Origin of the sequence: Streptomyces sp. ISL-43, from assembly GCF_018614195.1 — a bacterium.
Classification (GTDB): domain Bacteria; phylum Actinomycetota; class Actinomycetes; order Streptomycetales; family Streptomycetaceae; genus Streptomyces.
The window spans coordinates 48,183-73,273 of record NZ_JAGGOT010000010.1; the positions used below are offsets into that span (position 1 = coordinate 48,183).

The following is a 25,091-nucleotide window of genomic DNA, read 5'->3' on the forward strand; positions in this document are numbered from 1 at the left end:
GCGGGCATTGGCCGGTTTCCGACGGCACGGAAACACCGATATCCGGATTTCATGAACCGGAAACAGCGAAACCTCTGGCCATGGCGGCTCCTTGGTGTCTAACGTGCGTCCACCGCTGCCACCCACGTAACGCACCTGCCCTCTGCACCTGCCGTGGAAGGACTTTCATGCCCTCTCGCCGTATAGCCGCAGCCACCGCCGCCCTGGCGGCCGCGGCCCTCGTCTCCCCGCTGCTCCTCGCGGGGCCCGCCGGTGCCACCGGCAGCCCGCAGAGCGACGCCGCCAGGGGTGACGCGCTGGCAAGGAAGCTGGTCAAGGACTCGACCGGCAAGGGTGCCAACAATCATCTGAAGGTGTTCCAGGCGATCGCCGACTACAACAAGGGCACCCGCGTGGCGGGTTCCCGGGGCCACGTGCAGTCGGCCCAGTACGTCGAGGCCGTCATGCGGGCGGCCGGATACAAGGTCACGAAGAACGAGTTCGAGTTCGTGTACGTCGAGACGATCGCCGAGACCCTGAAGGTCAACGGCCCGGCCGGCCGCGACGTCCCGATCAAGCTGATGACGTACACCGCCAGCGGACCCGCGAACGGCGTGACGGCGCAGATCGCCGTCACCCCGGTCGACGCCGACGGTACGAACGGCTGCGAGGCCGGCGACTTCGCCGCGGGCGCCTTCACCGGCAAGGTCGCGCTGATCAAGCGCGGCGGCTGCGCCTTCGCGGTCAAGCAGCAGAACGCGGCGACGGCCGGCGCGGTCGGCGCCATCGTCTACAACAACACCGAGGGCGCCCTGAACGGCACCATCGGCTCGGCGGACGCGGGCAAGGTCCCGACCGGCGGTGTCACGCTGGCCGAGGGCGAGCGGCTCGCCGCCGACGCCGCCGCCGGGCCGGTCGAGGTCACCCTCGACATCCGCGAGTTCCGGGAGAACCGCAAGACGTACAACGTCATCGCGGAGACGCGGGGCGGCGACGAGAACAACACCGTCTTCCTCGGCGCGCACCTCGACTCCGTCGCGGCGGGCCCGGGCATCAACGACAACGGCTCCGGCTCGGCCGGCATCCTCCAGGTCGCGCAGCGGCTCGCGAGCAGCCAGTCGAAGATCAAGAACAAGGTCAAGTTCGCCTGGTGGTCGGCGGAGGAGTTCGGCCTGCTCGGCTCCGAGGCGTACGTCGACGGGCTGAGCGACGCGCAGAAGAAGCAGATCAAGCTCTACCTGAACTTCGACATGATCGCCTCGCCGAACGCCGCGTACTTCGTCTACGACGGCGACGACTCGGACAAGGTCGGCGCGGGCCCCGGCCCGGAGGGCTCGGCACAGCTGGAGAAGGGGATCAACGACTTCCTCGACTCCAAGAAGGTCCCGCGCGAGGGCACCGACTTCTCGGGCCGCTCGGACTACGGCCCCTTCATCGCGGTCGGCATCCCGTCGGGCGGTACGTTCACGGGCGCCGAGGGCATCAAGACGCCGGAGCAGGCCGCGAAGTTCGGCGGGCAGGCGGGTGTCGCGTACGACGTGAACTACCACGGCGAGGGCGACACCATCGCGAACATCGACCAGAAGGCGCTCGACATCAACGTCGACGTCATCGCGGACGCGGTCGGCCACTACGCCTACGACCTGGCCCCGCTGTCGCGGCCGGTCCCGTCGCAGCCGACCACCGGCTCGGGCAGCGGCGGCGGCCTCCACGAGGGCCACGACGAGGTCACGCAGTAGCACCTGACGGCTCCGCCGGCCCGGGGGGCGCGGCTGCCGGGGGCGCGGCCCCCGGCAGCCGCGCCGCCGTCACCCCGGCCAGGGGCCGACGTCCACCGGCTGGACCAGCCAGCCGAAGTCGCCGAGGCCGCCGCGGGCGGTGAGCTCCGCCGCCTCCCCGGCGGAGCTCAGCGCCCGGACGTACGCCGCCGGGTCCTGCGAAGCCAGCGCGAGCGGGGGGCGGGCGCCGCTGACTCCGAGGGCGGTCAAGGCCTCCCGCTGCGTCAGCAGGACCGCCCCCGGCCCCGCGCACGCGTCCAGCGCCACGTGCGCGGTGACGTCGCAGCTGCCGTCCGGGACCGGCGCGACCTCCCGCCCGGCCCGGAATCCGGTCAGCGTCCCGTACGGCGGCCGGGTGTCCCGGGTGTGGGCGTAGTCCACCGCCACCGCGAGCCCCCGCTCCACGGTCGCGACGGCCGCCGCCCAGGCCTCGTCACGCGGCCGCCCGATCTCCGCGCGGCCCGCGCCGGGCCACCACCGCTCCAGCCAGGCCAGGTCCCGCCCGTCCGGGGAGTCGCCCGCGCTCTGCGTACCGTCCCGCGCGACCTCCACGTAAAGCCCGTCCTCGACGATGTCCAGCGGCACGTTGTCGAGCCATTCGTTGGCGAAGAGCAGCCCCCGCGTCCCGCCGGGCGGCTCGCCGGTCCACCGGATCCGCGGGTCCAGCCCGTCCGGCCGCCCCGCGCGCTCCACCCCGTACGGCCGCACCCGCGCGGCCGTCTCCGGCGGCAGCTCGGCCAGCACCCCGGTCAGCAGCTCCCCGCGTCCGGCCCCTACGTCGACCAGGTCCAGCTCCTCCGGACGGCCGAGGGCCTCGTCCACCCACAGGAGCAGCCGGGCCACGGCCCGCGCGTAGAGCGGCGAGGCGTGCACGGAGGTGCGGAAATGCCCGGCGGGCCCGGGCCCGCCGGGGCGTACGTAGAAACCGTCGGGCCCGTAGAGCGCGCTCTCCATCGCCGTCCGCCACCGGACCGGACCCACCGCCACCGTGCCTTCGCCCTGAGTGCTCACCGCAGAAAGGTTATGTTCGCCTCCACCTTCGGGAGTACTCCCCCGGGATGCGGATCGCACCTGTGGTTGACTCCAGCACCTATCTCCTTTCCCTACTCTGGGTTACGTGCAGCGCCTCTACGACTTCCTCCGCAGACACCCGACGGGCGTCGACAGCTTCTGGGCTGTCCTCTTCTTCGGGTTCTCGATGGCCGTCGTCGCCTCGACGCACCAGACCACGAGCGCCGCGCTGCTCGCCACACCGTCCGTGGTGGCGTTGAGCGCAGCCGTCGCGCTGCGCCGCAAGTGGACCGTTCCCGTGTTCTGGCTCACCCTCGCCGCCGGCCTCTACCAACTGGCCCTGGGCTCCATCGCGAGCTTCTACGACTTCGCGATGCTCGCCGTCCTCTTCACGGTCGCCGCCGCCGACGTGCCGCGCTGGGTCTCGCGCACCGCCCTCGGCTGGGGGCTGCTCGCCTCCCCCCTGTACTTCCTGCGCGTCGGCGTCGACAAGGGGACCAATGTCGTCGACAGCGTCTTCTTCGTCCTGTTCATGATGGTTCCCTTCGCGCTCGCCTGGGTGATGGGCGACTCCCTGCGCACCCGCCGCGCCTACTACGCCCAGCTCGTCGAGCGCAACCAGCGCCTGGAGAACGAGCGCGCGGCCCAGGCCAAGGTGGCCGTCGCCGCCGAGCGCGCCCGGATCGCCCGCGAGCTGCACGACGTCGTCGCGCACAACGTCTCGGTGATGGTGGTCCAGGCCGACGGCGCCGCCTACGTGATGGACGCGGCCCCGGAGCAGGCCAAGGAGGCCCTGCAGACCATCTCCGGCACCGGCCGCCTCGCGCTGGCCGAGATGCGGCGGCTGCTGGGCGTACTGCGCACCGGCGAGCCGCAGGAGTCCGAGGACTACGTGCCGCAGCCCGACGTCGAGCAGATCGAAGTCCTGATCGAGCAGGTGCGGGCGGCCGGGCTCACGGTCGACTTCGAGGTCGAGGGCACCCCGCGCAAGCTGCCCAGCGGCGTCGAGCTGACCGCGTACCGGATCGTGCAGGAGGCGCTGACGAACACGCGCAAGCACGGCGGCCCGGCCGCGAAGGCCAGCGTGCGGCTCGTCTACTTCGACGACGGGCTCGGCCTGCTGGTCGAGGACGACGGCCGGGGCGCGGCCCACGAACTGTACGAGGACGGCGGCGCGGACGGCGCCGGACACGGACTCATCGGCATGCGCGAACGCATCGGTATGGTCGGGGGCACCCTGGACGCGGGCCCCCGGCCCGGCGGCGGCTTCCGGATCAGCGCCCTGCTCCCCCTCAAGAAACGGTGACCGATGTCCTTCCCCTCCAGCTCCTCCATCCGCGTGATGCTGGTCGACGACCAGGTGCTGCTGCGCACCGGCTTCCGGATGGTGCTCGCCGCGCAGCCCGACATGGAGGTCGTCGCCGAGGCCGGCGACGGCCTGGAGGCGCTGGAAGTGCTGCGGGCCACCAAGGTGGACGTGGTGCTGATGGACGTCCGCATGCCCCGGCTCGACGGGGTCGAGGCGACGCGGCGCATCTGTGAGCCCGACGAGCACCCCAAGGTGATCATCCTGACCACCTTCGACCTGGACGAGTACGCCTTCTCGGGTCTGAAGGCGGGCGCGAGCGGCTTCATGCTCAAGGACGTCCCGCCGGGCGAACTGCTGGCCGCGATCCGCTCGGTGCACAGCGGCGACGCGGTCGTCGCCCCGTCCACCACGCGCCGGCTGCTCGACCGCTTCGCGCCGATGCTGCCGACGAATTCGGCGGAGCCGCGCAACAAGGACGTCGACCGGCTGACGGAGCGCGAGCGCGAGGTCATGCTGCTGGTCGCCCAGGGCCTGTCGAACGGCGAGATCGCCGCCCGCCTGGTCCTGTCGGAGGCCACGGTCAAGACCCACGTGGGCCGCATCCTGACCAAGCTGGAGCTGCGTGACCGCGTCCAGGTGGTCGTCCTGGCCTACGAGACGGGCCTCGTGCGCGCCGGGGGCGGCGGAGCGGCGTAGCCGCGCCGCGGCCCCCCGGCGGGGCGTGCTAGTGCTGCGACCGGAAAGGTCTACCGGGTCGCGGCGCCCGGCACGGCACCTCGCCGCGTTGTCGGACCACGGAAGTACGTCCAGAAGCGCTGCACGAACTCGCAGGTGCCCGGGACGACGGCGTCGAGGGTGGCCGGGTCGGCGAGCAGCATGTCGAAGTCGCCGGGGTTCTCGCCGCAGTTGATCCGGTCGAATCCCCCGTTGCGGCTGAGGATGGTGTCGTTGCCGCCGCGTCCGTCGAAGGTGAGGGTGGTGCCGGGCGAGGCGTTCCAGCCGTCCGAGTCGGTGAGCCGGTCGGGGCCGCTGCCACCGACGAGGACGTCGTCCCCCTCGCCGCCGACGAGGTCGCTCGGGATCGGGGTGTTGTTGGTGGCCACGTCATCGCGGTCGCCCATCGACGCCTGGATGCGGCTCACACCGGCCCCCGAGCCGCAGCGGACGGTGTTGGGGTTGCCGAACTGGACACAGCCGGGGCCCGGGGTCAGGGGATTCGCCGAGTCGCTCACCTGAAGGAATCCGCGATGCGTGCGGTGCGGAGGAGGTTCGTGCTGCAGTCCTTCGGTTGCCGAACGCGGACCGGGGCGAGGGTCCGTCGGTCCTGAGCGCTACCCGGAGCAACCGTCAGGTTCATAGTATTTACGCAGAGTTACCTCGACGGCCGTACGCAAGACCCCGTCCGGCCGCCGCCGAGCGGCGTACGGCGGCGAGGCCACGCCCGGCCGGCGGGCCGCCGCCGTGTCAGGTCATCCAGCGGTCCGGGCGGGCGCTCGCCCGGGAGGTCCGGGAGCGGGCCGCCTGGGCGTACAGCAGCGCGTCGGCCTCGGACGCCGCGCGCAGGCGGGCCGTGACCGTGGCGTTCGCACCGGTGTCCACGTGGACGTCGGCCACGCCGCGGGCCCGCTCCCAGGGGCCCTGGGAGCGGCGCACGCTCTGCACCTTGGCGTGCGGGACGATCTCCGTACGCCGGCACAGGCGGCCGCGCCGGGCCGCGAACACGTCCTCGGAGACGGCCAGCCCGTATCCCTTCCACCACACCGGCACCACCCAGCGCGACCCGGACCGGGGCGACGGCGCGAAGACGAGGCCCGCGAGGTCGACACCGGGCAGGACCCGCGCGACGACGGCGTAGGCGGCGGCCCGGGTGGCCACCGGGACCAGGACGTCGTTCTTCGAGCCGGCCACCGCCAGCTCCACCCGGACCCAGCCGCGCCGCCGCCACAGCAGCGGCTCGACGATCCGTACGGTCTGCACGCGCCCCGGCGGCACCGTCTCGTGAGCCCGGTCCAGCAGTCCGTGGTCCAGGCGCAGCCCGTCCGGGGACTCGGCGACCGTCCAGTCGTACTCGGCGAGGTACCGGCCGGCGCTGCCCTTCCAGACCGCGCCCAGGACCGGGAGCAGGGCGACGGCGGCCGCCCACGGGCTGGAGCTGAGCCACCACACCGCGACCGGGGCGGCGAGCCCGCCGGCCACGCCCGCCACCACGGACAAGGTGAGCAGCAGCGACACCGCCAGGTCGCGCGGGCTCACCCGCAGCAGCTCCCGCTCGGGGGCCTCGCCCACGACGACGGCCTCCGCCGGAGCGAAGCCGGCCGCGCGGGCCAGCAGCTCGGCGCGGAGCGCGACGGCGTCGCTCTCGCCCAGGAAGGCCAGCTCGTCCTTGTCGTCGGTGCCGATCACGTCGAGGCGGAGCTTGGCCACGCCGGCGATCCGGGCCAGCAGCGGGCGGGTGACGTCGACCGCCTGGATCCGGTCGAGGCGGATGTGGGCGGTACGGCGGAAGAGGAGCCCGCTGCGGATGCGCAGTTCGGTGTCGGTGACGGCGTAGTGCGTGAACCACCAGCTGAGGAAGCCGTACACGCCGAAGACGAGGACCAGCGCGGTGAGCGCCACGACCCGCAGGAGCGCGGAGACGGCGCTCACCCACTCGGTGACGTTCTCGCCCTGCTGGGCGAGGATGCCGACGGTCGCGGCGATCGGCACCCAGGCGCGGCGCAGGGGCGTGAGGAAGTGCAGCCGCCGCTCGGACGCGGGCGCTTGCGGCCCGGGCACGGACGTGGACGCGGACACGGTCGTGGACGCGGTCGCGGACTCGGACCCGGACCCGGACCCGGGAGCTTCGGCCGCGGACAGCTCGGACTCCCCGCTCACAGCCCCGCCGACCTTGCCTCGCCGAGCTCGGTCAGCCGGTCGCGCAGCCGCTCGGCCTCCTCGGGCGCGAGCCCGGGGATCTTGGCGTCCGTCGCCGCAGCGGCCGTGTGCAGCTGTACGGAGGCCAGCCCGAAGCGGCGCTCCAGCGGCCCCGAGGTCACCTCGACCAGCTGCATCCGGCCGTACGGGACCACGGTCTCCTCGCGCCACAGCACGCCCCGGCTGATCAGCAGGTCGTCCGCGCGCTCGGCGTAGCGCCAGGAGCGCCAGTTCCGGCCGAGCATCACCCAGCCCCAGCCCAGGACCGCCAGCCACAGCGCGCCGGCCGCCGCCCACACCGGGCCGGCCGCCAGTCCCAGCACGAGGGCCGTCACCAGGGCGAACAGCCCCGTCCACACCACCAGCAGGAGCCGCCGCAAGGTGAGCAGCCCGCCCGGCAGCCCCACCCACTCGGGTCGGCTCGTCTCATCCGTTGTCCCGGTTTCCATTCCCCCAGGGTAGGACTGCGACAATGCCGCCATGACGGAGACCACGGTCGGCATCGGCGGCGCGGCGGAGAGCACCGACATGGTGCTGAACATCGGCCCCCAGCACCCTTCCACGCACGGCGTGCTGCGCCTGCGCCTCGTCCTTGACGGCGAGCGCATCGTCAGCGCCGAACCGGTGATCGGCTACATGCACCGGGGCGCCGAGAAACTCTTCGAGGCCCGGGACTACCGGCAGATCGTGATGCTCGCGAACCGCCACGACTGGCTGTCCGCGTTCTCCAACGAGCTGGGCGTGGTCATGGCCGTCGAGCGGATGCTCGGCATGGAGGTCCCCGAGCGGGCCGTGTGGATGCGCACGCTGCTCGCCGAGCTGAACCGGGTCCTGAACCACCTGATGTTCCTCGGCTCGTACCCCCTGGAACTGGGCGGCATCACCCCGATCTTCCACGCGTTCCGCGAGCGCGAGGAGCTCCAGGCCGTGATGGAGGAGATCTCCGGCGGCCGCATGCACTACATGTTCAACCGCGTCGGCGGTCTCAAGGAGGACCTCCCGGCCGGCTGGCTCGGCCGCGCCCGCGCCGCCATCGCCGACGTCAACACCCGCATGGACGTCTACGACAAGCTGGTCCGCGGCAACGAGATCTTCCGCGGCCGCACGCGCGGCGTCGGCGTCCTGTCCGCCGAGGCGGTGCACGCGTACGGGGTCTCCGGCCCCATCGCCCGCGCCTCCGGCGTCGACTTCGACTTGCGCCGCGACGAGCCGTACCTCGCCTACGGCGAACTCCAGGATGTGCTGAAGGTCGTCACCCGCACCGAGGGCGACTGCCTGGCCCGCTTCGAAGTGCTGCTGGAACAGACCCACAACGCGCTGGACCTCGCGGTCGCCTGCCTGGACCGGATGGCGGACCTGGCGCCCGGCCCGATCAACCAGCGCCTGCCGAAGGTGCTGAAGGCGCCCGAGGGCGAGACGTACGCGTGGACCGAGAACCCGCTCGGGATCAACGGCTACTACCTGGTCTCCAAGGGCGAGAAGACCCCGTACCGCCTCAAGCTCCGCTCGGCGTCGTACAACAACATCCAGGCCCTGGCGGTCCTCCTGCCCGGACAGCTGGTCGCGGACATGGTCGCGATCCTCGGCTCGCTCTTCTTCGTGGTCGGCGACATCGACAAGTAGCGGAAAAATCACGGCAGATGACACCAGGGCCGTGCCTAGGCTGGGCGGATGACCACTGACTCGACCGGCACGTACGCCGGCTACCTGCGGCGGCTCGGCGTCTCCGATCCCGGTGCGCCCTCCACCGAGGCGCTGTTCGCTGCAGCGGGCCCATCTGGAGCGCGTCCCCTACGAGAACATCGACATCCAGCTCGGCCGGCCGCCCGGCATAGACCCGGAGCTGTCCGCCCGCCGCTTCGGCGCCGGGCGGGGCGGCTACTGCTTCCACCTCAACGGCGCCCTCGCCGCGCTGCTGGAGCACCTCGGCTACGACGTGACCCGCCACGCCGGCGGCGTGAACGCGGATCCCGAGGATCGCGGGCTGAGCGGCGGGCACCTCACCCTGACCGTCCGGGTCGACGGGGCCGAGTACTACGTCGACGCCGGGCTCGGCGACGGCCCGTACGAGCCGCTGCCGCTGCGCGTGGGGACGTACGAGCAGGGGGCGTTCCGGTACGGGATCGAGCGGCTGGCCCCCCTGGACGGGGAGGGGCCGGGGTGGACCCTGCGCACCCCGGACGGCCACATGGCGAGGATGAACTTCCGCTCCGCGCCGGCCGTGACCGCCGACTTCGAGGTCATGCACGCCTGGCTCTCCACCGCCAGGACTCCCCCTTCGTCCGCACCCCGGCCGTGTTCCGGCGCGACGGCGCCACCGTGGACACGCTGCGCGGGCGGATCCTGACCCACAAGGACGCCGTGAAGGGCACGAGCAAGCGGGAACTGGCCACGCAGGAGGAGCTCTTGGACGTCCTCACCACCGTGTTCGGGCGCGAGATCGACGACTTGACCCCGGCGGACCGGTCGGCGCTGTGGGCCCGGGTGAGCCTCGCCCACGAGACGTGGCGGGCGGGCCGGGAGGGCTAGACCGCCTGGTCAGGAGCGCCTGCGCAGGAGCTGTACGGCTATGCCGGTGAGGACGCCGCCGGTCGGGATCGCGGCTATCGCGCCGGCCGCGTGGCCGACGGCGTCCAGGACCAGGGCGAGGGACCAGAGGACGGCGCAGGCTCCGGCGGACACGGTGACGACCATGAGCAGCGGGCCGGTGCGGTCCGGGGTCGCCGGCGGCGACGGCGCCGGCGTCCCGGCGGTCGGGAGCGCGGGAGGCTGCGACTGCGCGTGCGACTGCGACTGCGGGGCCGGCGGGGTGTGGGTCGGCGGTCGGACACGGCGCACGGGGCTCTCCTTGCTGTCGGCGGTGCGGGACGACGCCGCGCTGTCCGCGGTGCCGGGGTGGCGGGGTGGCGCCGCCCGCCGGTTCCCCCCGGCACCGGCGGACGGCGGCTCGTGTCACGCGTACACCGCGCCGCCCGTGGACGGTTCGCCGTGGCGGCGTGCGTGGTGCGCTCGCCTCGTGACTCCGTCAGCTTGCCGAAGGGGGAAGTGACGGAATCTTGAGGAAACCTGGACGTGCGGATCACGGGCCCGGAAGTATGCCCGGACAGGGCCTGGGCCGAGACGACCTGGGACACGGGGCTCTCGCGCCCTCCCCCCAATGACGTAGCGACGGAGGGACAGACCCGTGGACATCCGGTTGATGGGACCGGTACGCGCCTGGTTAGCCGGCCAGGACGTGGACCTCGGCCGGCCCCGCCAGCGGTGCGTATGGGCGGTGCTCCTCATGGAGCCCAACCGCGTGGTGCCGATCGAGACCCTCATCGACCGCGTCTGGGGTGAGCATCCGCCCGCCGCCGTACGGAACGTCCTCTACGGCTACGTCGCCAGGCTGCGGGCCGCGCTGCGGCGGTCCGACGCGGCTTCGGACGGTGTGCGGCTGGACCGTGGTCCGGGCGGCTACGTGCTCCGGGTCCCGGTCGAGCGGGTGGACCTGTACCGGTTCCGGGCCCTCGTCGGCCGGGCCCGTGCGGCGGAGGCCGGCAACGACGGGCAAGGCGACGAGCAAGGCGACGGGCAGGGCGACGGGCAGGGCGACGAGCGGGCCGCCGGGCACTGGGAGCGGGCCCTGGAGCTGTGGTGCGGTGAGCCGCTGGCCGGCCTGACGGGTGTGTGGGCGGAGGGGACGCGGGCCAGGCTGGAGAGCGAGCGCGTCGAGGCGCTGCTGCGGTACCACGAGGTGCAGTTGCGCAGAGCGCGCCATCAGGAGGTCCTCCCGCGGCTGCGGGAGGTGGCGGCGGGCCATCCGCTCGACGAGCGGATGGCCCGCCAGCTGCTGACGGCGCTGTACCGGTGCGGGCTCTCGGCCGAAGCCCTCCAGTACTACGAGGGCCTGCGCAAACGGCTCGCCGAGGAACTGGGGGTCGACCCGGGGCCGGAGCTGCGGGCGCTCTACCGGCTCGTCCTGCGCAACGACCCCGAGGTGCCGGCCGCGCCGACCCGGGTATCGCCGGCGACGCCGGCGGCGGTGTCCCTTCCGGCGCCGGCCGAACTCCCCCACGACACCGCCGGTTTCGCGGGGCGAGCCGACCAACTCGCGCACCTGCACTCCCTGCTTCCGCCCGAACGGACGCAAGGGCAGGGGCAGGGGCACGGGCAGGCAGAGGCGCCCGGGCAGGGCTCCGGCCGGGGCGACGGCCGGGACGACGGCCGGGACGACCGCACGGTCCGGGACCTCGAGTCGAGCCGCCCCCGCCCCGCGAACACGGTGGTCATCTCCGCGATCGGCGGCGCCGCGGGCATCGGCAAGACCGCTCTGGCCGTCCACTGGGCGCACCAGGTGCGCGATCGATTCCCCGACGGCCAGGTTTTCGTCAACCTGCACGGGTTCGATCAGGACCGGGAGCCGCTCCGGCCCGGCGAGGCCCTGGAGCTCCTGCTCCGGAGCCTGGGGCTCGCGGCCTCGGAGATCCCCTCGAACGAGGAGGCCCAGGCCCGCGTGTACCGGACCCTGCTGGCCGGCCGGCGGCTGCTCGTCGTACTGGACAACGCGGCTTCGGCGGAGCAGGTCCGGCCGCTGCTTCCGGGCAGCCCCACCTGCTGTGTCATCGTCACCAGCCGTAACCGGCTCGGTGATCTCGTCGTCCGCGACGGGGCGCACTCCCTGCCGCTGGACCTCCTCCTGCCCGCCGAGGCCCGCGCGCTGCTGCGCGAGGCCCTCGGCGCGGCCCGGCTGTCCGCCGAGCCGGTCGCGGCCGCCGAGCTGATCCGGCTGTGCGGCAGCCTCCCGCTGGCGCTGCGCGTGGCGGCTGCCCGGCTGGCGGGCGATCCGGGTCTGCGACTGTCCGATCTGGTCGGTGAGTTGTCCGAGGGCAGCCGGCTGGAGGCGCTCGAACCGGACGGCGACGGCGGCTCGCCCCTGCGGGCGGCCTTCTCCGCCTCGTACCGGGTGCTGCCCCCTGACGCGCGCCGGCTGTTCCGCCTGCTGGGCCTCTTCCCCGGGTCACGGTTCACCGCCGAGATCGCGGCGGCCCTCCTGGGTTCGCCTCCGCTCCGGGCGAGGCGCCTGCTCAGCGTCCTGAGCGCCGCCCATCTGATCGAACCCGAGGCGGCGGGCCGATACCGCTTCCACGACCTCCTCAGCGAGTACGCGCAGGAACGCGCGCGGGTGGAGGAGACCGCGGCGGAGCGTGACGCCGCGCTGGAACGGCTCCTGGTCTGGTACGTGGACGCCGCCCGCAGCGCTTCGGGAACCTGGTTCTTCCCCGAGCCGGTCCACCCCTTCGGTTCGGGCGATCAGCACGGCCTGCCCTCTCCGGCGGGAGCCGCGCAATGGCTGGAGGCGGAGCGGACCAACCTCCTCGCCGTCATCCGGCACGCCGGCCGGCACGGCCCCCGTCCCGCCGCCTGGCACCTGACCGCCGCACTGTTCGGCTACTTCTGGCTCCACCTGCCGCGGGCGATGTGGCAGGCCGCGGTGGAGCCGGCGCTGGAGGCCGCGGTGGCCGAGGGCGACCTGTACGGCCAGGCCGCCATGCACAGCAGCCTCGGAGTGATCCATTGGGACCGGGGGCACGCGGGGCGGGCCCTGGGGCACCATGCCCGCGTACGGGAGATCAGCCGCGAGCTCGGCTGGGCGACGGGCGAGGCGGCCGCGCTCGGCGGTACGGGACTCGTGGAAATGAGCATGGCGCGCCTCGACGACGCGCACGAGCACCTCGGTACCGGGCTGCGGATCGTCCGGGGGGCCGGGAACCTCCACCTGGAGGCCCTCGCGCTGGTGGGCCTCGGGGTGACCTGCCGGGACCTGGGCCGGCTCCACGAGGCGGCCGGCCACCTCGAACTGGCCATCACGAGGAACGGGCAGATCGGCTGGCAGGACGACAGCCTGGCGCTGCAGAATCTGGGCGGGGTGTACTGGGAACTCGGCCGGCTGGCCGAGGGCCTGGAACTCCTCGGTCCGCTGGCGGCGGCCGACGGCCGACGCGGGTACCGCAATGGCCGCGCGATGATGCTCGACGCCGTAGCGAAGATCAACATCGAGCTCGGCCACCACCACGAGGCTCTGGAACAGGCGGAGCGCGCCCTCGCCATGGTCGAGGAGGTGGGACGGCGCTGGATCCAGGCCGGCATCCTCGGCACGGTCGCCGCCGCCCACCGCAAGCTGGGACGCCTCGACGCGGCGCTGCGGGCCGAAACGCGGGCGCTGGCCCTCGCCGGCGAGGTGCGCCACAGCCGTACGGAGGCGGACATCCTCCTGGGCCTGTCCACCACACACCGGCTCCTGGGCCGCGGCGAGGAGGCCCGCCGCAATGCCGAGCGGGCTCTGACCCTGGCGCGCACGCACTCCTTCCACGTCGTGGAGGGCCAGGCCCTGACGGCCCTGTGCGAGTGGGCGGCCTCCGAGACCTCCCACGCGGCAGCCCTCGCCTTCGGCCACGAAGCCCTGCCCATCCACCGCCGCACGGGACACCGCCTGGGCGAGGCCAAAACCCTCGCGGCACTGGCCCGCTCCCTGCACACGTCCGGCGACCCGGCGGCCGGACCCACGGGGCGTATGGCGCTGCGGTTCTTCGGTGACGTGGGCGTCCCCCTGAGCGACTACGCGGACCTCGCCCCCTCCTGACCACCGCCGACCGGGCCGCCCCGGCCGCGCACGGCGAACGCGGGGCGGGCCGGATCGGATCAGACCGAGCCGGACCGAGCCGGGCCGGGCCGAGCCAGGGCGATGTGCTTGGAACAGGGCAGACTTGGGGCATGTCCCACTCACCCCGCCGGGCCTGCCCCTCCTGCGGCCGCGACTGCGCCGTCACCGCCGGCCGGATCGCCCGCCACGACCCGCCCGCGAGCCGGGGCCGCGGCGATCTCGTCTCCTGCCCCGGCTCCCGTGCCCGGGTGGTCCTCGGCGCCCGCGCCCCGACACTGGACGGCTTCACCCTGGCCCCTCACCCGGGCCAGCTCCCCCTGTTCTAGGGGGCGGAACACCGACCGGCCCGGTCGGGACATCAGGGTGCCGCACGCCGGCGGGGCGGGGGGACAGCACCCGTAACGGGGTTGGGGCCGCCGGATGTTGGGGCCGCGGGCGGCGTCGTAGCTTCGGATCATGACGCCCCAGCAGAAGCAGAGCAGCAGCACCCGTCAGTGGCTCCGGCGCTCCGCCGCGGCCGTGGCCCTCGCCGCCGTCCTCGGCGGCGTCGCCGCCCCCGCCGCCCTGGCCGCCCCCTCGAAGGCCGGCGCCACGCAGAGCGGCGCCACCCGCGGAAACCTCCTCTCCGCCACTCCCCTGGACCGCCTCGGCCGCGCCGACGTCGCCGCCCAGCTCTCCGCCGTCGGCATCGACGCCTCCACCGTCCGCTACGGCATCGCCGCCTACCGCCTCACCTACGCCACCGTCGACCCCCAGGGCCGTCCCACGACGGCCACCGGCCTGCTGGTCCTCCCCCAGGACGGCCCGCGCCGCCTCGACCTGGTCTCCGACACCCACGGCACGGTCGCCCCCCGCGACGACGCCCCGTCCGGGGGCGCCGGATACAACCGGCTCACCCCGTACCTGCACGCTTCCGCCGGCCGCGCCGTCGCCGCCCCGGACTACCTGGGCCTGGGCGGCGGGCCCGGCCGCCACCCGTACATGGACACCCGGTCCTCGGTCACCGCCTCCGTCGACATGCTGAAGGCCTCCCGCACCGCGGCCGCCCGGCTGGGCCGCTCCGTGACCCGGGACGTGTACGCCACCGGCTTCTCGCAGGGCGGCCAGGTGGCGATGGCGCTGGGCCGCGAACTCTCCCGCGGCCGGGACGGCTTCCGGCTGCGCGCACTGGCCCCGATCGCCGGCCCGTACGACCTGTCCGGATCCGAGCTGCCCGGCATATCCGACGGCCGGGTCGAACCCCGTACCGCGGTGTTCTACCTCTCCTACTTCCTCACCGCGCAGAACCGGCTGCACCCGCTCTACGAGGACCCGTCCGAGGTGTTCCGCGCGCCCTATGCACAGGCTGTGGAAGGCCTGTTCGACGGGAACCACCGGGAGCAGGACATCGTGGCCGCGCTGCCCGCGTCGCCGCAGGAGCTGCTCACCGCGGAGTGGGCCGAGAACATCCGCGCCCCGCACGGGGCCCTGCGTACGGCCCTGGAGGTCAACGACGGCGCCTGCGACTGGAAGCCCGCCGCCCCCGTCCGCCTCTACGCGGGCTCGGCCGACACCGACGTGCCCATCGCCAACTCCCGTGCCTGCGCGGCGGACCTGGCCCGCCACGGGGTCCGGGCGAAGGTCGTCGACCAGGGCCCGGACACCGACCACTTCGCCTCGGCGATCCGCTCGGCACCCCAGGCCGTCCGCTGGTTCGACTCGCTCCGCTAGGCCCTGGCCTGGGCCATCCGCGACACCTGGGCCGTGCCCTCCAGCAGCCCGATCAGCCGCGAGCTGCTGTCGGCCCCGAAGCCCGCCCCGACACCGCGCCGGTAGAGCTCGGCGTGCGCGGCCAGGATCCCGGTGTCCACACCGGAGTCGGCGGCTGTGTGCAGGACGTGCTCGACGCTCGCCGCGCACATCGCGAGGCGCTCGTACGTGCCTTCGTGCGCGCCCGCGTCGACGAGCGGGGCGGAGCCCTCGTAGAACCCGCGCATCGTGTCGGCCGTGTACGCGGCGTACGGCAGGACGTCGGCCGCCGTCAGGCCGTTGGCGCGGGCGACCGCGAGGGCCTGGTACCAGCCGGTGTACGCGGTCCAGAACATGATCATGTTGAGCTGGTAGTAGAGCTGCGCGTAACCGGGGTCGGCGCCCCGGTAGTCGGTGGCGGCGAGCACGTCGAGCGCGGCGCGGTGGCCGTCGTACACCTCGCGCGGTCCGCTGACGAAGACGGACGACCCCTCCTGGCCGATCCCGGTCGGCGGGACGTTGACCCCTCCCGTGAGGTACGAGGCTCCGCGCCGCTCGGCCCACCGCGCGGCGGCCCGCGCCTTGTCGGGGACGTCCGAGGACAGGTTGGCCAGCACCCGGCCGGTGAGGTCGGCGTCCGCGAGGGCCTCGTACATGGCGTCCACGTCGATGAGGCTGAGGACGGTGAGCGCGCTCGCCGCGACGGCCTCGGCGGCGGACGCGGCGGGGCGGGCGCCGCGCGCCAGAAGTCCGGCGTCCTTGCCGGGGCTGCGGTTCCAGACGGTGACCTCGTATCCGGCGTCCAGGTAGGCGCCGGCCATGGCCCGCCCCATGGGGCCCAGCCCCACGACCGTGACGGTGTCGCGCTGTGCCGGGTCCTGCTGGTGGCTCTGGCTCTGGCTCTGGTTCATGGCGGAGCTCTCCCCGTGTCGATGCGCCTCTGCTTCTAGAACGAACGCTCTATCCAGCACTCGGTGCGACCGTAGCACGGGACTAGAACGAGCGCTCTATCCAGAAGCGGAGGTAGGATCGCCCCCTATGGCAGCATCAGCAGCAGGAGCGACGGACGAGACGGCGACGCCGAAGACGGCACTGGGGACCCGCGACCGGCTGGTCCGCACCGCCTCCCGTCTGATGCAGCGCGGCGGTTACGAGAACACCCCGGTCAAACAGCTCGTCCGCGAGGCCGGAGCCACCCTGGGCTCGCTCTACCACTTCTTCCCGGGCGGCAAGCAGGAGCTCGCGGTGGCCGCGATCGCCTACGGCGACGAGGAGTTCACGGAGCTGATCCGCGCCGGGCTCTCCACGCACCCCGACCCGGCGCGGGCCGTCGAGGCCGTCGCGGTGCTGCTCGCCGACGCCCTCGCCGCCTCGGACTGGCGCGACGGCTGCCCGGTGACGACCACGGCCCTGGAGACGGTCGGCCGCATCCCGGAGCTCCAGACGGCCTGCGCCCAGGCCTTCGCCCACTGGCAGGAGATCGTGGCGGACAAGCTCCTGGCCTCGGGCCACCCCGAGCCGCAGGCCCGCGATCTGGCCTCGACCGTCATCAACACCCTGGAGGGCGCCGAGACCAGCGCCCAGGTCACCCAGAGCCGGACCCCGCTCCTGGTGGCGGGCCGCCACCTGGCCCGGCTGGTGGCCTCGTACGCGAGCTGAGGCCGATCCGGGTCCGCGCGCGGACCGGGAGAGCGCCGCTACGAAATCGCGGTACGCAGCTGCGCCACGTCGATCGGCTCGGTCTCGTCATGGGCCGTCAGGTCGATGACCTGGCCCACCGCGCGGTGCTCGGCGGTGGCCGGCTTGAACTCCGGCTCCGAGCCGCCCTGGACGGACTCCGCCTTGTGGACCGCGAGGACCTCCGCGCCGACCACGTCGGCCAGGTCCTCGTTCTGGACGGACTCGATGACCGCGCGGACCTGCGCCGCCGTCTTCGTACCGAAGAAGTCGAAGCCGCCCATCGCGCGCGAGGCCGCCCGGCGCTGCGGGTCGTACGGGGCCACCGCGGCCGCGAGCCTGCGCGCGGGAACGGCGGCCGCCGGGCCGGTCGGCGCGGGCCGTGCGTGCGCCTCCGGAGCGGCGGGCCCGGCCGGAGCCTCGTGGGTCTGCGGAGCGGCGGCAGCGGCCGGTACGGCAGCGCCCGGTGCACCGGCAACGGCAGCCGGGACCAGCGCCTGAGCCTGGGCGGGGGCCGGGACGGAGGCCTCGGCCGGGGCCTGGGCCGACGCCCCCGCCTCCGCCTCCGCCTCGCGGGCCAGCGCCGCCAGCGCGGCGTTGGCGCGGGCGAAGCCGACCGGGGTGGGCGCGCCGGCCGAGGTGCGCTCCTCGGAGACGGCCGGAAGTTCCTTGGGGGGCGAGGCGGCCTCGATGGCCGGGGTCACGGCGGCCTCGATGGCCAGCAGCCGGCGCCGCTCCAGGGCGCTCGCCCGCTCGGTCTCGGCGGTCGCGTACCGCCGCAGCAGCGAGGCGTGTTCACCGCGCAGGCCCGCGAGCTCGACCCGCTTGGCGCGCAGCTTGGCGTCGAGCTTGCCGCGCAGCACCCGGGCCTCTTCGAGGTCGGATTCGAGCTCGGCTATCCGCTCGTCCGTCTTCCACTCGTCCTTGACCCGCTCGCGCCCGAGCTCCGCCACCCGGCGCCCGGCCGCGCGGTCCCAGGAGCGCATGACGACGGCGCCGGTGACGCCGGCGGCCGCGGTGAGGGTCACGAGCAGGCGCAGCGCCATCGGTTCCGCGAGCAGCCAGGCCGCCGCGGCCCCGGCGGCGGACACACCGGCGACGGTCGTCGGCGTGAGCAGCCGGTGAAGAGGTTCGGGATTGCGGTGGCGTCCACGGGGCATGGCCTGAAATTTACAGGGCGTGGACAGGGTGTGGGGTAGCTGCCCGGGAATCTGTTCCCGAGCAGTTACCCGCGCGGTTAGCCGACTTTCCGCACCAAAGGCCCAACTGTTACTTCTTCACCAGGCCTTTGGACTCCAGATAGGCCTTCGCGACATCCGCCGGCTTGGCACGCTCGGAGTCGACCTTGCGGTTCAGGTCGACCAGGTCCGCCGTGGTGAGCACCTTGGTGAGCTTGTCGAGGGCGGCCGCGATCTCGGGGGCGCCGGCGTCCTTGGCGTTGACCACCGGGAGGACGTTGTCGGCGTTCTGGAGCTTCTTGTCGTCTTCCAGCAGGACCAGGCCGAAGCTGTCGAGGGTGGCGTCCGTGGTGGTGGTCAGGACGAGCTGGTCCGCTCCGTCCTTGACCGCCTGCTGGCCTGCGGGGTTCCTACACCCTTCGGGTCGATACCGGAAACGTCGATTCCGTATGTCTTCTTCAAGCCGAGTGCGCAGAAGGGGCGCACGGCGCATTCGTCGGCCGCCGCGATCTTCACCTTGAGACCGGACTTGCCGAGGTCGGAAAGGGTCTTGAGATTGTTCTTCGCAGCGAATTCCTTGGTCACGGCGAAGGCGTTCTGGTCGACCGCCGCGCCCGCCGGCAGCGCCTTCAGCCCCAGCGGGCCCGCCAGCTTCTCCAGGGCCGCCACCGTCGCCACCACGTCGCTCGACGCGACCGGCTTGTCGGTGGCCTCCTTCGAGCCGCTCACCTTGGCGTTGAGGAACTCCGCGAGGGTCGCCGCGTACTCCGGGACGACGTCGATCTCGCCCTTCTCCAGCGAGGGTTCGTACAGCTCGCGGTTGTTGACCGTGGTGATCGAGGTGGAGTAGCCGGCGTCCTTGAGGAGCTGCGCGTACAGCTCGGCCAGCACGTTGGACTCGGTGAAGCCGGCCGCGCCGATCACCAGCTTGCCGCCCTTGCCGCCCTCGGCCGGCCCGGAGGCGGCGGACGAGGAGCCGCCGTCCTTCGTCTTCTCCAGGCTGTCGCCGCCGCACGCGGCGAGCGATGCGGTCAGGGCGACGGCACCCAGGGCCGCGCCGAGGGCGCGTGTGGACTTGCTCATCTCAATCTCCTTCTCAGGGGCGGGGGAAACGGCCGAGGGGCGTCGTCAGCGGGCGGCAGCGCCCGGCAGCAGCCGGTCGGCCGCCACGAGCGCGCCCTCGACCAGCAGCGCCAGCGCCGCGACGAGCACGGCCCCCGCGACGACTTGCGGGGTGTTGTACGTGTTGAATCCGGCCGTGATGATCCGGCCGAGCCCGCCTTGGCCGACCATCGCGGCGATGGTGGCCGTGGCGATGACCTGGACGGCGCCCGAGCGCAGACCCGTCATCACCAGGGGGCGCGCGAGCGGGAGTTCCACCCGCCAGAAGAGCTGGCCGCCGGACATGCCCATGCCGCGGGCTGCCTCCACCACCGAGCGGTCGACCTCGCGCATGCCGACGTAGGCGTTGGTCAGGAGCGGCGGGATGGCGAAGAGCACGAGCGCGGCGATGGTCGGCAGGTATCCGGCGTTGCGCAGCGGCGAGACCATGAACAGCGCCAGGACCGCGAAGACGGGGACGGCCCGGCCGATGTTGGAGACGTTGACGGCGAGGCCGCCGCCCTTGCCGAGGTGGCCGAGCCACAGTCCGACCGGGAGGGCCACCGCGCAGGCCAGGGCCAGGGCGATCCCACTGACGTACGCGTGCTCGCCGAGCCGGTGCCAGACGCCGCTCTCCCCGGACCAGTTGGCCCCGTCGGCCAGCCAGTCCCAGGCCTGCCCCAGCACTCCCATCAGGCCCCCTCTGCGATGCGGGCGCCGCGCGCGGAGCGGGTCGCGCGGGCGCCGCCGGGACGGGTCGCCCGGGTCCAGGGCGTGAGCAGCCGCTGGACGCCGAGGAGCAGCAGGTCCGCGACGAGTGCGAGCAGTACGCACAGCACCGAGGCGGTGAGCACCTGGGCCTTGAAGGAGCTGTTCACGGCGGGTGCGATGAGGTTGCCGAGGCCGCCCTTGCCGACGATGGAGCCCACCGTGGTCAGCGCGACCGTCGAGACGGTGGCGATGCGTACGCCGGCCAGCAGGGCGGGGAGCGCCAGCGGCAGTTCCACCTGCCACAGCAGCCGGCCGGGGCCGTAGCCCATCCCGCGCGCGGCTTCCCGTACCTCCTCGGGGACGGATTCCAGGCCGGCCAGCACGTTGCGGACGAGGATGGTGAGCGAATACAGCACGAGCCCGGTCACCACGAGCGCCGCCGAAAGGCCGAAGACGGGCAGCAGCAGGGAGAACATGGCGAGCGAGGGGATCGTGTAGAGCAGGGTGGTGACGCCGAGCACGGGGGCCGCCCAGCGGCGGCCGCGGCGGGCCAGCAGCGCGAGCGGCACGGACACGGCGAGGCCGATCAGGACCGACACACCCGTGATCCAGACGTGTTCGAGGGTGGCGTCGGTGAGCTCCTGGGACCGGGACGTGACGTAGTCCCAGCAGATCCAGTCGTTCGCCACCAGGCAGCTCTGCCCGGCCATGCGCTCCTCACCCCCCGTCACCGAACGTACGTAGGAGCGACCCTAACCCGCAGTGCCGACAATGACCGGAATCCTTCGCACTCGGGCAACACACCCTTCACAAACCGGCCGCGCGCGTAAGGAAGGATGGCGATGTGATCCGATTCGAGCATGTGACCAAGCGCTACCCCGACGGGACGACGGCCGTCTCGGACCTGTCCTTCGAGGTCGCGGAGGGCGAACTGGTCACCCTGGTGGGCCCGTCCGGCTGCGGCAAGACGACCACCATGAAGATGGTCAACCGGCTCATCGAGCCGACCTCCGGCCGGATCCTGGTGGACGGCGAGGACATCGCGGCCACCGACCCGGTCGAACTGCGCCGCCGCATCGGCTACGTCATCCAGCAGGTCGGGCTGTTCCCGCACAAGACGGTGCTGGAGAACACGGCCACCGTTCCGCAGCTGATCGGCACCCCGAAGGCCAAGGCCCGCGCGCGGGCGGCCGAACTCCTCGACCTGGTCGGGCTGGACCCGGCCGTCTACGGGGGCCGCTACCCGGAGCAGCTGTCCGGCGGGCAGCGCCAGCGCGTCGGCGTGGCCCGCGCGCTCGCCGCGGACCCGCCGGTGCTGCTGATGGACGAGCCGTTCGGCGCGGTGGACCCGGTGGTGCGCGAGCGGCTGCAGAACGAGTTCCTGGCGCTGCAGAAGACGGTGCGCAAGACGATCCTGCTGGTCACGCACGACCTGGAGGAGGCCGTCCGGCTCGGGGACCGCATCGCGGTCTACGGCGAGGGCACCATCGAGCAGTTCGCCCGCCCGGCGCGGGTACTGGGCGCCCCGGCGACCGAGTACGTGGCCGGCTTCGTCGGCGCCGACCGGGGGCTCAAGCGGCTCGCCGTCACCCCGGTCGCACGGGGCGACCTGAGCGCCGCGGACGGAAAGGCCCCCACCGCCGAAGTGGCGCTGGGGGCGACGCTGCGCGAGGCGCTCGCGCTGCTGCTGCAGGAGGACTCGGGCCGGATCGGGGTCACGGATCCGGACTCCGGCGCCCTGATCGGCGTACTCACCCCGGAGGGGGTGCACGGGGCACTGCGCCGGGCCGGGCTGCGGGAGTCCTGACCGCGACCGGGCTCGGGCGAGCCCGGTCCGCGCCTTCATCGAGCACGGTCCGGGCCCGGTCCGCTTCCCGCTCCGGGCCCGGACCTCGCCCGGTTCAGGCCTGGATGCGGCCGCTCATCCACACCAGCATCGGCGGGATCTCGCGGCGCCACGTGTTGAAGTTGTGGCCGCCGCTGTCGAGGATGATCGAGGAGACCCGGTCCGGGCCCTTGACCAGCTTGATGAACTTCTTCGTGTCGCCGAGGTTCGGCTCGCCCGTCTCGCTGCTGGTGACGAGGAAGGACGTGCCGGTCGGCTTCTTCGCCTTGACGGACTCCAGCACGTTGGCGCGCGCCTTGAGCTTCTCGTCCCCGTGGAAGAGGTCACCGGTGGTCGGGTCGTCCGGGGCCTCGTAGTACGCGGACAGACCCGCGGCGGCGCCGAAGGTCTGCGGGTAGTGCGCGGCGATCTTCAGGGCGCAGTAGCCGCCGGTCGAGTTGCCGATGAAGCCCATGTTCTCCGGCTTCCTGCCGACCCGGAAGGTGTCCTGGATGGCGCGGGGGAGGTCCTCGGCGAAGAAGGTCTCGGTCTGCGGGCCACCGGGTATGTCCACGCACTCGGTGTCGCGCGGGGGCGCGATCGTCGGGCGGAGCATGACCAGGATCATCGGCTTCATCTTGCCCGCCTTGGCCTGCTTGAAGGCCGTCATCGGGTAGTTCAGCCCTTTGATCAGGTTCTCGGCCGTTCCCGGGTAACCCGTGAGGATGATGGAGGCCGGGAAGTTCCGGTCCTTGTGCTGCGGCTGGAAGTACTCCGGCGGCAGCCACACGTACCCGGGGCTCGTTATCTTCGACTTCTGGCCGGTTATGGCCACTTTCAGGATCTGACCGCCCACCTGCGGCTTGGCTCCGCCGGGCACGTCGAGCTTCTGCTTGTCGACGATCTTGATGTCGTCGCTGCTCATCCCGTGGTCGACCACCTTGCCGATCGACGTCTCCTGGCCGAAGAGGTCGGCCCAGGAGCCGTAGAAGAGGAACGACTTGTTGGCCGCGAGACCCACCGCCGAGAACAGCGCCAGCTGCGCCGCCAGGAGGAGGCCGATGCGGCCGAGGACCGAGCGCCAGGAGCGGCCCGAGAGCTTCGGCCAGAACCACACCGTGGCCGCGAAGAGCAGCACACCGGCGATGATGGCCAACGCCAGAACCGTATTACTGGTGAGACCCATGAGCAGTGAGTCGACTTTCTATGGCAGGACTGGTTTTTTTCTCGACGGAAGAGTGAACCCGCGCCCCCTCGATGTCGTCCTAGGGGACGCACCACACACCGGAGGCTGTCGCGGCCTTCGGCCACATGATCTCTCGCGGAGCAACGGGAAGCGATGTCTAGCAGGATAGATGGCGATAAGTCGGGACAGGTTCCGAAGCGGGTCGGCAGGATCCTCCGTGGCCCACGACCGGAGGCCGTCCCCGGCCTGGTGGGCACGGCCGTCATGGTCGTCGGTCTGCTGGACATCGCCGCGGGAGTCTTCCCGCGCTTCAGGCACAGCCGTATCCATGCCGTAACCGAGGTGCTGCCCGGCTCCTTCGGTCCCTTCGCCGCGGCCCTGGCCCTCAGCGCGGGCGTCCTGCTCCTGCTGCTCGCCCACGGGCTCAAGCGCCACAAGCGCCGCGCCTGGCGGGCCGCCGTGGTGCTGCTGCCGGCCGGCGCCGTCGCACAGTTCACCTACCGCCACTCCTTCGTCGGCGTGGTGATCGCGGCGGTGCTCCTCGGGCTCCTGCTGCGCCACCAGAGTGAATTCAAGGCGCTCCCGGACCCGCGCAGCCGCTGGAAGGCGCTCGCCAACTTCGTCCTGATGAGCGCCGGCTCCATCGGGCTCGGTCTGATCATCGTCAACTCGCACCCGGGCCGCGTGGTCGGCGAACCGGGCGTGTACGAGCAGATCAGTCACGTCGTCTACGGGCTCTTCGGCTTCGAGGGTCCCGTCGACTACGCCGGCCGCGTGTCCTGGACCGTCGGCTACTCGCTCGGCGCCCTCGGCATGCTGACCGCCGTCACCACCATCTACCTGGCCTTCCGCCCCGAGCACCCGGCCGCCCGGCTCACCGCCGACGACGAGGTCAAGCTGCGCGAGCTGCTCGCCAAGCACGGCGGCCGCGACTCCCTCGGCCACTTCGCGCTCCGCCGCGACAAGGCCGTCGTCTTCTCCCCCAGCGGCAAGGCCGCCGTCACCTACCGCGTCGTCTCCGGCGTCATGCTCGCCTCCGGCGACCCCGTCGGCGACGTCGAGGCCTGGCCCGGCGCCATCGAGCGGTTCATGGAGGAGGCCAAGGCCCACTCCTGGACCCCCGCCGTCATGGGCTGCAGCGAGACCGGCGGCGAGGTCTGGACCCGGGAGACCGGGCTCGACGCCCTGGAGCTCGGCGACGAGGCGATCGTCGACGTCAAAGACTTCTCCCTCTCCGGCCGGGCGATGCGCAATGTCCGCCAGATGGTGAAGCGCATCGAGCGCAACGGCTACACCACCAAGGTCCGCCGGGTCAGCGAGCTGACCGAGACCGAGCTGAAGCAGGTGCGGGGCGCCGCCGAGGCCTGGCGCGGCACCGACACCGAGCGCGGCTTCTCCATGGCGCTGGGCCGGGTCGGCGACCCGGGCGACGGCGACTGCTACATCGCCACCGCGCACCGCGTCGAGGAGGGCGACACCTCCCCCTTCGGCGACCTGAAGGCAGTCCTGCACTTCGTCCCGTGGGGCAAGGACGGCATGTCGCTGGAGCTGATGCGCCGTGACCGCGCCGCCGACCCCGGCATGAACGAGCTCCTGATCGTCGCCTCCCTGGAGGCTTCCCCGGCGCTGGGCATCGAGAAGGTCTCGCTGAACTTCGCGATGTTCCGCTCGGCGCTGGCCCGCGGCGAGAAGATCGGCGCCGGCCCGGTGCTGCGGATGTGGCGCAGCCTGCTGGTGTTCCTCTCGCGCTGGTTCCAGATCGAGTCGCTGTACAAGTTCAACGCGAAGTTCCGCCCCCGCTGGGAGCCCCGCTTCGTGGTCTTCCGCACCACCCGCGACCTGCCCCGCATCGGCTTCGCCGCGATGCAGGCGGAGGGCTTCGTGACGCTGGCCCTGCCCCGCCTGTTCGCCGGCCGCCGCCGCCCCAAGCCGGTCCGCACCTGCGCCCACCACCACGTGCGCGCGGCGCTGCCCGCCCAGCCCGAGCGCGAGGTCCAGGCCGCCTGAGCGTCCGTACGCCGTCCAGGGCCCCCGGAGCCGACAGGCTCCGGG

General features: G+C 72.9%; 22 protein-coding genes and 1 pseudogene. 12 read left to right on the forward strand and 11 right to left on the reverse strand.

The window, feature by feature from the left end:
* Positions 1-167 precede the first annotated feature (167 nt).
* Positions 168-1,718, forward strand: a complete 1,551-nt coding sequence (locus J7F03_RS06045; RefSeq protein ID WP_214947608.1) for a M28 family metallopeptidase — start codon at positions 168-170, stop codon at positions 1,716-1,718.
* Between the two features lie 69 nt (positions 1,719-1,787).
* On the opposite strand, the gene J7F03_RS06050 is transcribed toward J7F03_RS06045, so the two are convergent.
* On the reverse strand, positions 1,788-2,711 hold the full coding sequence (locus tag J7F03_RS06050) for an SAM-dependent methyltransferase (protein WP_214947722.1): 924 nt from the start codon (positions 2,709-2,711) through the stop codon (positions 1,788-1,790).
* A gap of 163 nt (positions 2,712-2,874) precedes the next feature.
* Here J7F03_RS06050 and J7F03_RS06055 point away from each other — a divergent pair, with 163 nt between their 5' ends.
* Both J7F03_RS06055 and J7F03_RS06060 read left to right on the forward strand, forming a co-directional pair.
* On the forward strand, positions 2,875-4,074 hold the full coding sequence (locus tag J7F03_RS06055) for a sensor histidine kinase (protein ID WP_214947609.1): 1,200 nt from the start codon (positions 2,875-2,877) through the stop codon (positions 4,072-4,074).
* 3 nt (positions 4,075-4,077) lie between these two features.
* Positions 4,078-4,773, forward strand: a complete 696-nt coding sequence (locus tag J7F03_RS06060; protein ID WP_214947610.1) for a response regulator transcription factor — start codon at positions 4,078-4,080, stop codon at positions 4,771-4,773.
* Between the two features lie 50 nt (positions 4,774-4,823).
* On the opposite strand, the gene J7F03_RS06065 is transcribed toward J7F03_RS06060, so the two are convergent.
* The 3 genes from J7F03_RS06065 to J7F03_RS06075 all read right to left on the reverse strand — a co-directional run bounded on the left by J7F03_RS06065 (position 4,824) and on the right by J7F03_RS06075 (position 7,439).
* The gene (locus J7F03_RS06065) at positions 4,824-5,309 is read right to left on the reverse strand and encodes a hypothetical protein (protein WP_214947611.1); all 486 of its coding nucleotides are present in this window, start codon (positions 5,307-5,309) and stop codon (positions 4,824-4,826) included.
* Positions 5,310-5,541: 232 nt separating this feature from the next.
* Positions 5,542-6,951 carry a PH domain-containing protein gene (locus J7F03_RS06070; protein WP_374104275.1) on the reverse strand — a complete coding sequence of 470 codons (1,410 nt, stop codon included), beginning with the start codon at positions 6,949-6,951 and terminating at the stop codon, positions 5,542-5,544.
* The gene (locus J7F03_RS06075; RefSeq protein ID WP_214947612.1) at positions 6,948-7,439 is read right to left on the reverse strand and encodes a PH domain-containing protein; all 492 of its coding nucleotides are present in this window, start codon (positions 7,437-7,439) and stop codon (positions 6,948-6,950) included. The genes J7F03_RS06070 and J7F03_RS06075 overlap by 4 nt, the downstream gene beginning before the upstream one ends.
* 31 nt (positions 7,440-7,470) lie before the next feature.
* Between J7F03_RS06075 and J7F03_RS06080 the strand changes: the two genes are divergently transcribed.
* The 3 genes from J7F03_RS06080 to J7F03_RS06090 all read left to right on the forward strand — a co-directional run bounded on the left by J7F03_RS06080 (position 7,471) and on the right by J7F03_RS06090 (position 9,519).
* Entirely contained in the window at positions 7,471-8,613 is a 1,143-nt protein-coding gene (locus J7F03_RS06080) for an NADH-quinone oxidoreductase subunit D (RefSeq protein ID WP_214947613.1), read from the forward strand.
* 112 nt (positions 8,614-8,725) lie between these two features.
* Positions 8,726-9,337 (forward strand): arylamine N-acetyltransferase, encoded by a 612-nt coding sequence (locus J7F03_RS06085; protein ID WP_214947614.1) that lies wholly within the window; start codon positions 8,726-8,728, stop codon positions 9,335-9,337.
* Positions 9,310-9,519, forward strand: coding sequence for a hypothetical protein (locus J7F03_RS06090; RefSeq protein ID WP_214947615.1), 210 nt, complete (start codon positions 9,310-9,312; stop codon positions 9,517-9,519). The genes J7F03_RS06085 and J7F03_RS06090 overlap by 28 nt, the downstream gene beginning before the upstream one ends.
* Positions 9,520-9,528: 9 nt before the next feature.
* Here J7F03_RS06090 and J7F03_RS06095 read toward each other — a convergent pair whose 3' ends face one another.
* Positions 9,529-9,828 carry a hypothetical protein gene (locus J7F03_RS06095; protein WP_214947616.1) on the reverse strand — a complete coding sequence of 100 codons (300 nt, stop codon included), beginning with the start codon at positions 9,826-9,828 and terminating at the stop codon, positions 9,529-9,531.
* Positions 9,829-10,174: 346 nt separating this feature from the next.
* Here J7F03_RS06095 and J7F03_RS06100 point away from each other — a divergent pair, with 346 nt between their 5' ends.
* The 3 genes from J7F03_RS06100 to J7F03_RS06110 all read left to right on the forward strand — a co-directional run bounded on the left by J7F03_RS06100 (position 10,175) and on the right by J7F03_RS06110 (position 15,343).
* A complete protein-coding gene (locus J7F03_RS06100; protein WP_308379144.1) occupies positions 10,175-13,612 on the forward strand; it encodes a BTAD domain-containing putative transcriptional regulator in 3,438 nt (1,145 codons plus the stop codon).
* 131 nt (positions 13,613-13,743) lie between these two features.
* Complete coding sequence (locus tag J7F03_RS06105) at positions 13,744-13,959, forward strand: hypothetical protein (protein ID WP_214947617.1); 216 nt, start codon at positions 13,744-13,746, stop codon at positions 13,957-13,959.
* A gap of 130 nt (positions 13,960-14,089) precedes the next feature.
* Positions 14,090-15,343 carry a S9 family peptidase gene (locus J7F03_RS06110; protein ID WP_214947618.1) on the forward strand — a complete coding sequence of 418 codons (1,254 nt, stop codon included), beginning with the start codon at positions 14,090-14,092 and terminating at the stop codon, positions 15,341-15,343.
* On the opposite strand, the gene J7F03_RS06115 is transcribed toward J7F03_RS06110, so the two are convergent.
* Positions 15,340-16,272, reverse strand: a complete 933-nt coding sequence (locus J7F03_RS06115) for an NAD(P)-dependent oxidoreductase (protein ID WP_214947619.1) — start codon at positions 16,270-16,272, stop codon at positions 15,340-15,342. The genes J7F03_RS06110 and J7F03_RS06115 overlap by 4 nt on opposite strands.
* Positions 16,273-16,399: 127 nt before the next feature.
* On the opposite strand from J7F03_RS06115, the gene J7F03_RS06120 reads away from it, so the two are divergent.
* Complete coding sequence (locus J7F03_RS06120; RefSeq protein ID WP_214947620.1) at positions 16,400-17,020, forward strand: TetR/AcrR family transcriptional regulator; 621 nt, start codon at positions 16,400-16,402, stop codon at positions 17,018-17,020.
* Between the two features lie 38 nt (positions 17,021-17,058).
* Here the strand turns inward: J7F03_RS06120 and J7F03_RS06125 are convergent, their stop codons facing one another.
* The 4 genes and pseudogenes from J7F03_RS06125 to J7F03_RS06140 form a co-directional block, all read right to left on the reverse strand.
* Complete coding sequence (locus J7F03_RS06125; RefSeq protein ID WP_214947621.1) at positions 17,059-18,198, reverse strand: hypothetical protein; 1,140 nt, start codon at positions 18,196-18,198, stop codon at positions 17,059-17,061.
* Between the two features lie 109 nt (positions 18,199-18,307).
* Positions 18,308-19,299, reverse strand: a pseudogene (locus J7F03_RS06130) (ABC transporter substrate-binding protein).
* 45 nt (positions 19,300-19,344) lie between these two features.
* Positions 19,345-20,010: an ABC transporter permease gene (locus J7F03_RS06135; RefSeq protein WP_214947622.1), complete on the reverse strand. Its 666-nt coding sequence runs from the start codon at positions 20,008-20,010 to the stop codon at positions 19,345-19,347.
* Positions 20,010-20,738: an ABC transporter permease gene (locus J7F03_RS06140; RefSeq protein ID WP_214947623.1), complete on the reverse strand. Its 729-nt coding sequence runs from the start codon at positions 20,736-20,738 to the stop codon at positions 20,010-20,012. The genes J7F03_RS06135 and J7F03_RS06140 overlap by 1 nt, the downstream gene beginning before the upstream one ends.
* A 134-nt stretch (positions 20,739-20,872) precedes the next feature.
* On the opposite strand from J7F03_RS06140, the gene J7F03_RS06145 reads away from it, so the two are divergent.
* The gene (locus J7F03_RS06145) at positions 20,873-21,835 is read left to right on the forward strand and encodes an ABC transporter ATP-binding protein (protein WP_214947624.1); all 963 of its coding nucleotides are present in this window, start codon (positions 20,873-20,875) and stop codon (positions 21,833-21,835) included.
* Between the two features lie 94 nt (positions 21,836-21,929).
* Here J7F03_RS06145 and J7F03_RS06150 read toward each other — a convergent pair whose 3' ends face one another.
* Positions 21,930-23,039, reverse strand: a complete 1,110-nt coding sequence (locus tag J7F03_RS06150) for an esterase family protein (protein ID WP_214947625.1) — start codon at positions 23,037-23,039, stop codon at positions 21,930-21,932.
* A 153-nt stretch (positions 23,040-23,192) separates the two neighbouring features.
* Between J7F03_RS06150 and J7F03_RS06155 the strand changes: the two genes are divergently transcribed.
* Positions 23,193-25,046, forward strand: coding sequence for a phosphatidylglycerol lysyltransferase domain-containing protein (locus J7F03_RS06155; protein ID WP_214947626.1), 1,854 nt, complete (start codon positions 23,193-23,195; stop codon positions 25,044-25,046).
* Positions 25,047-25,091 lie beyond the last annotated feature (45 nt).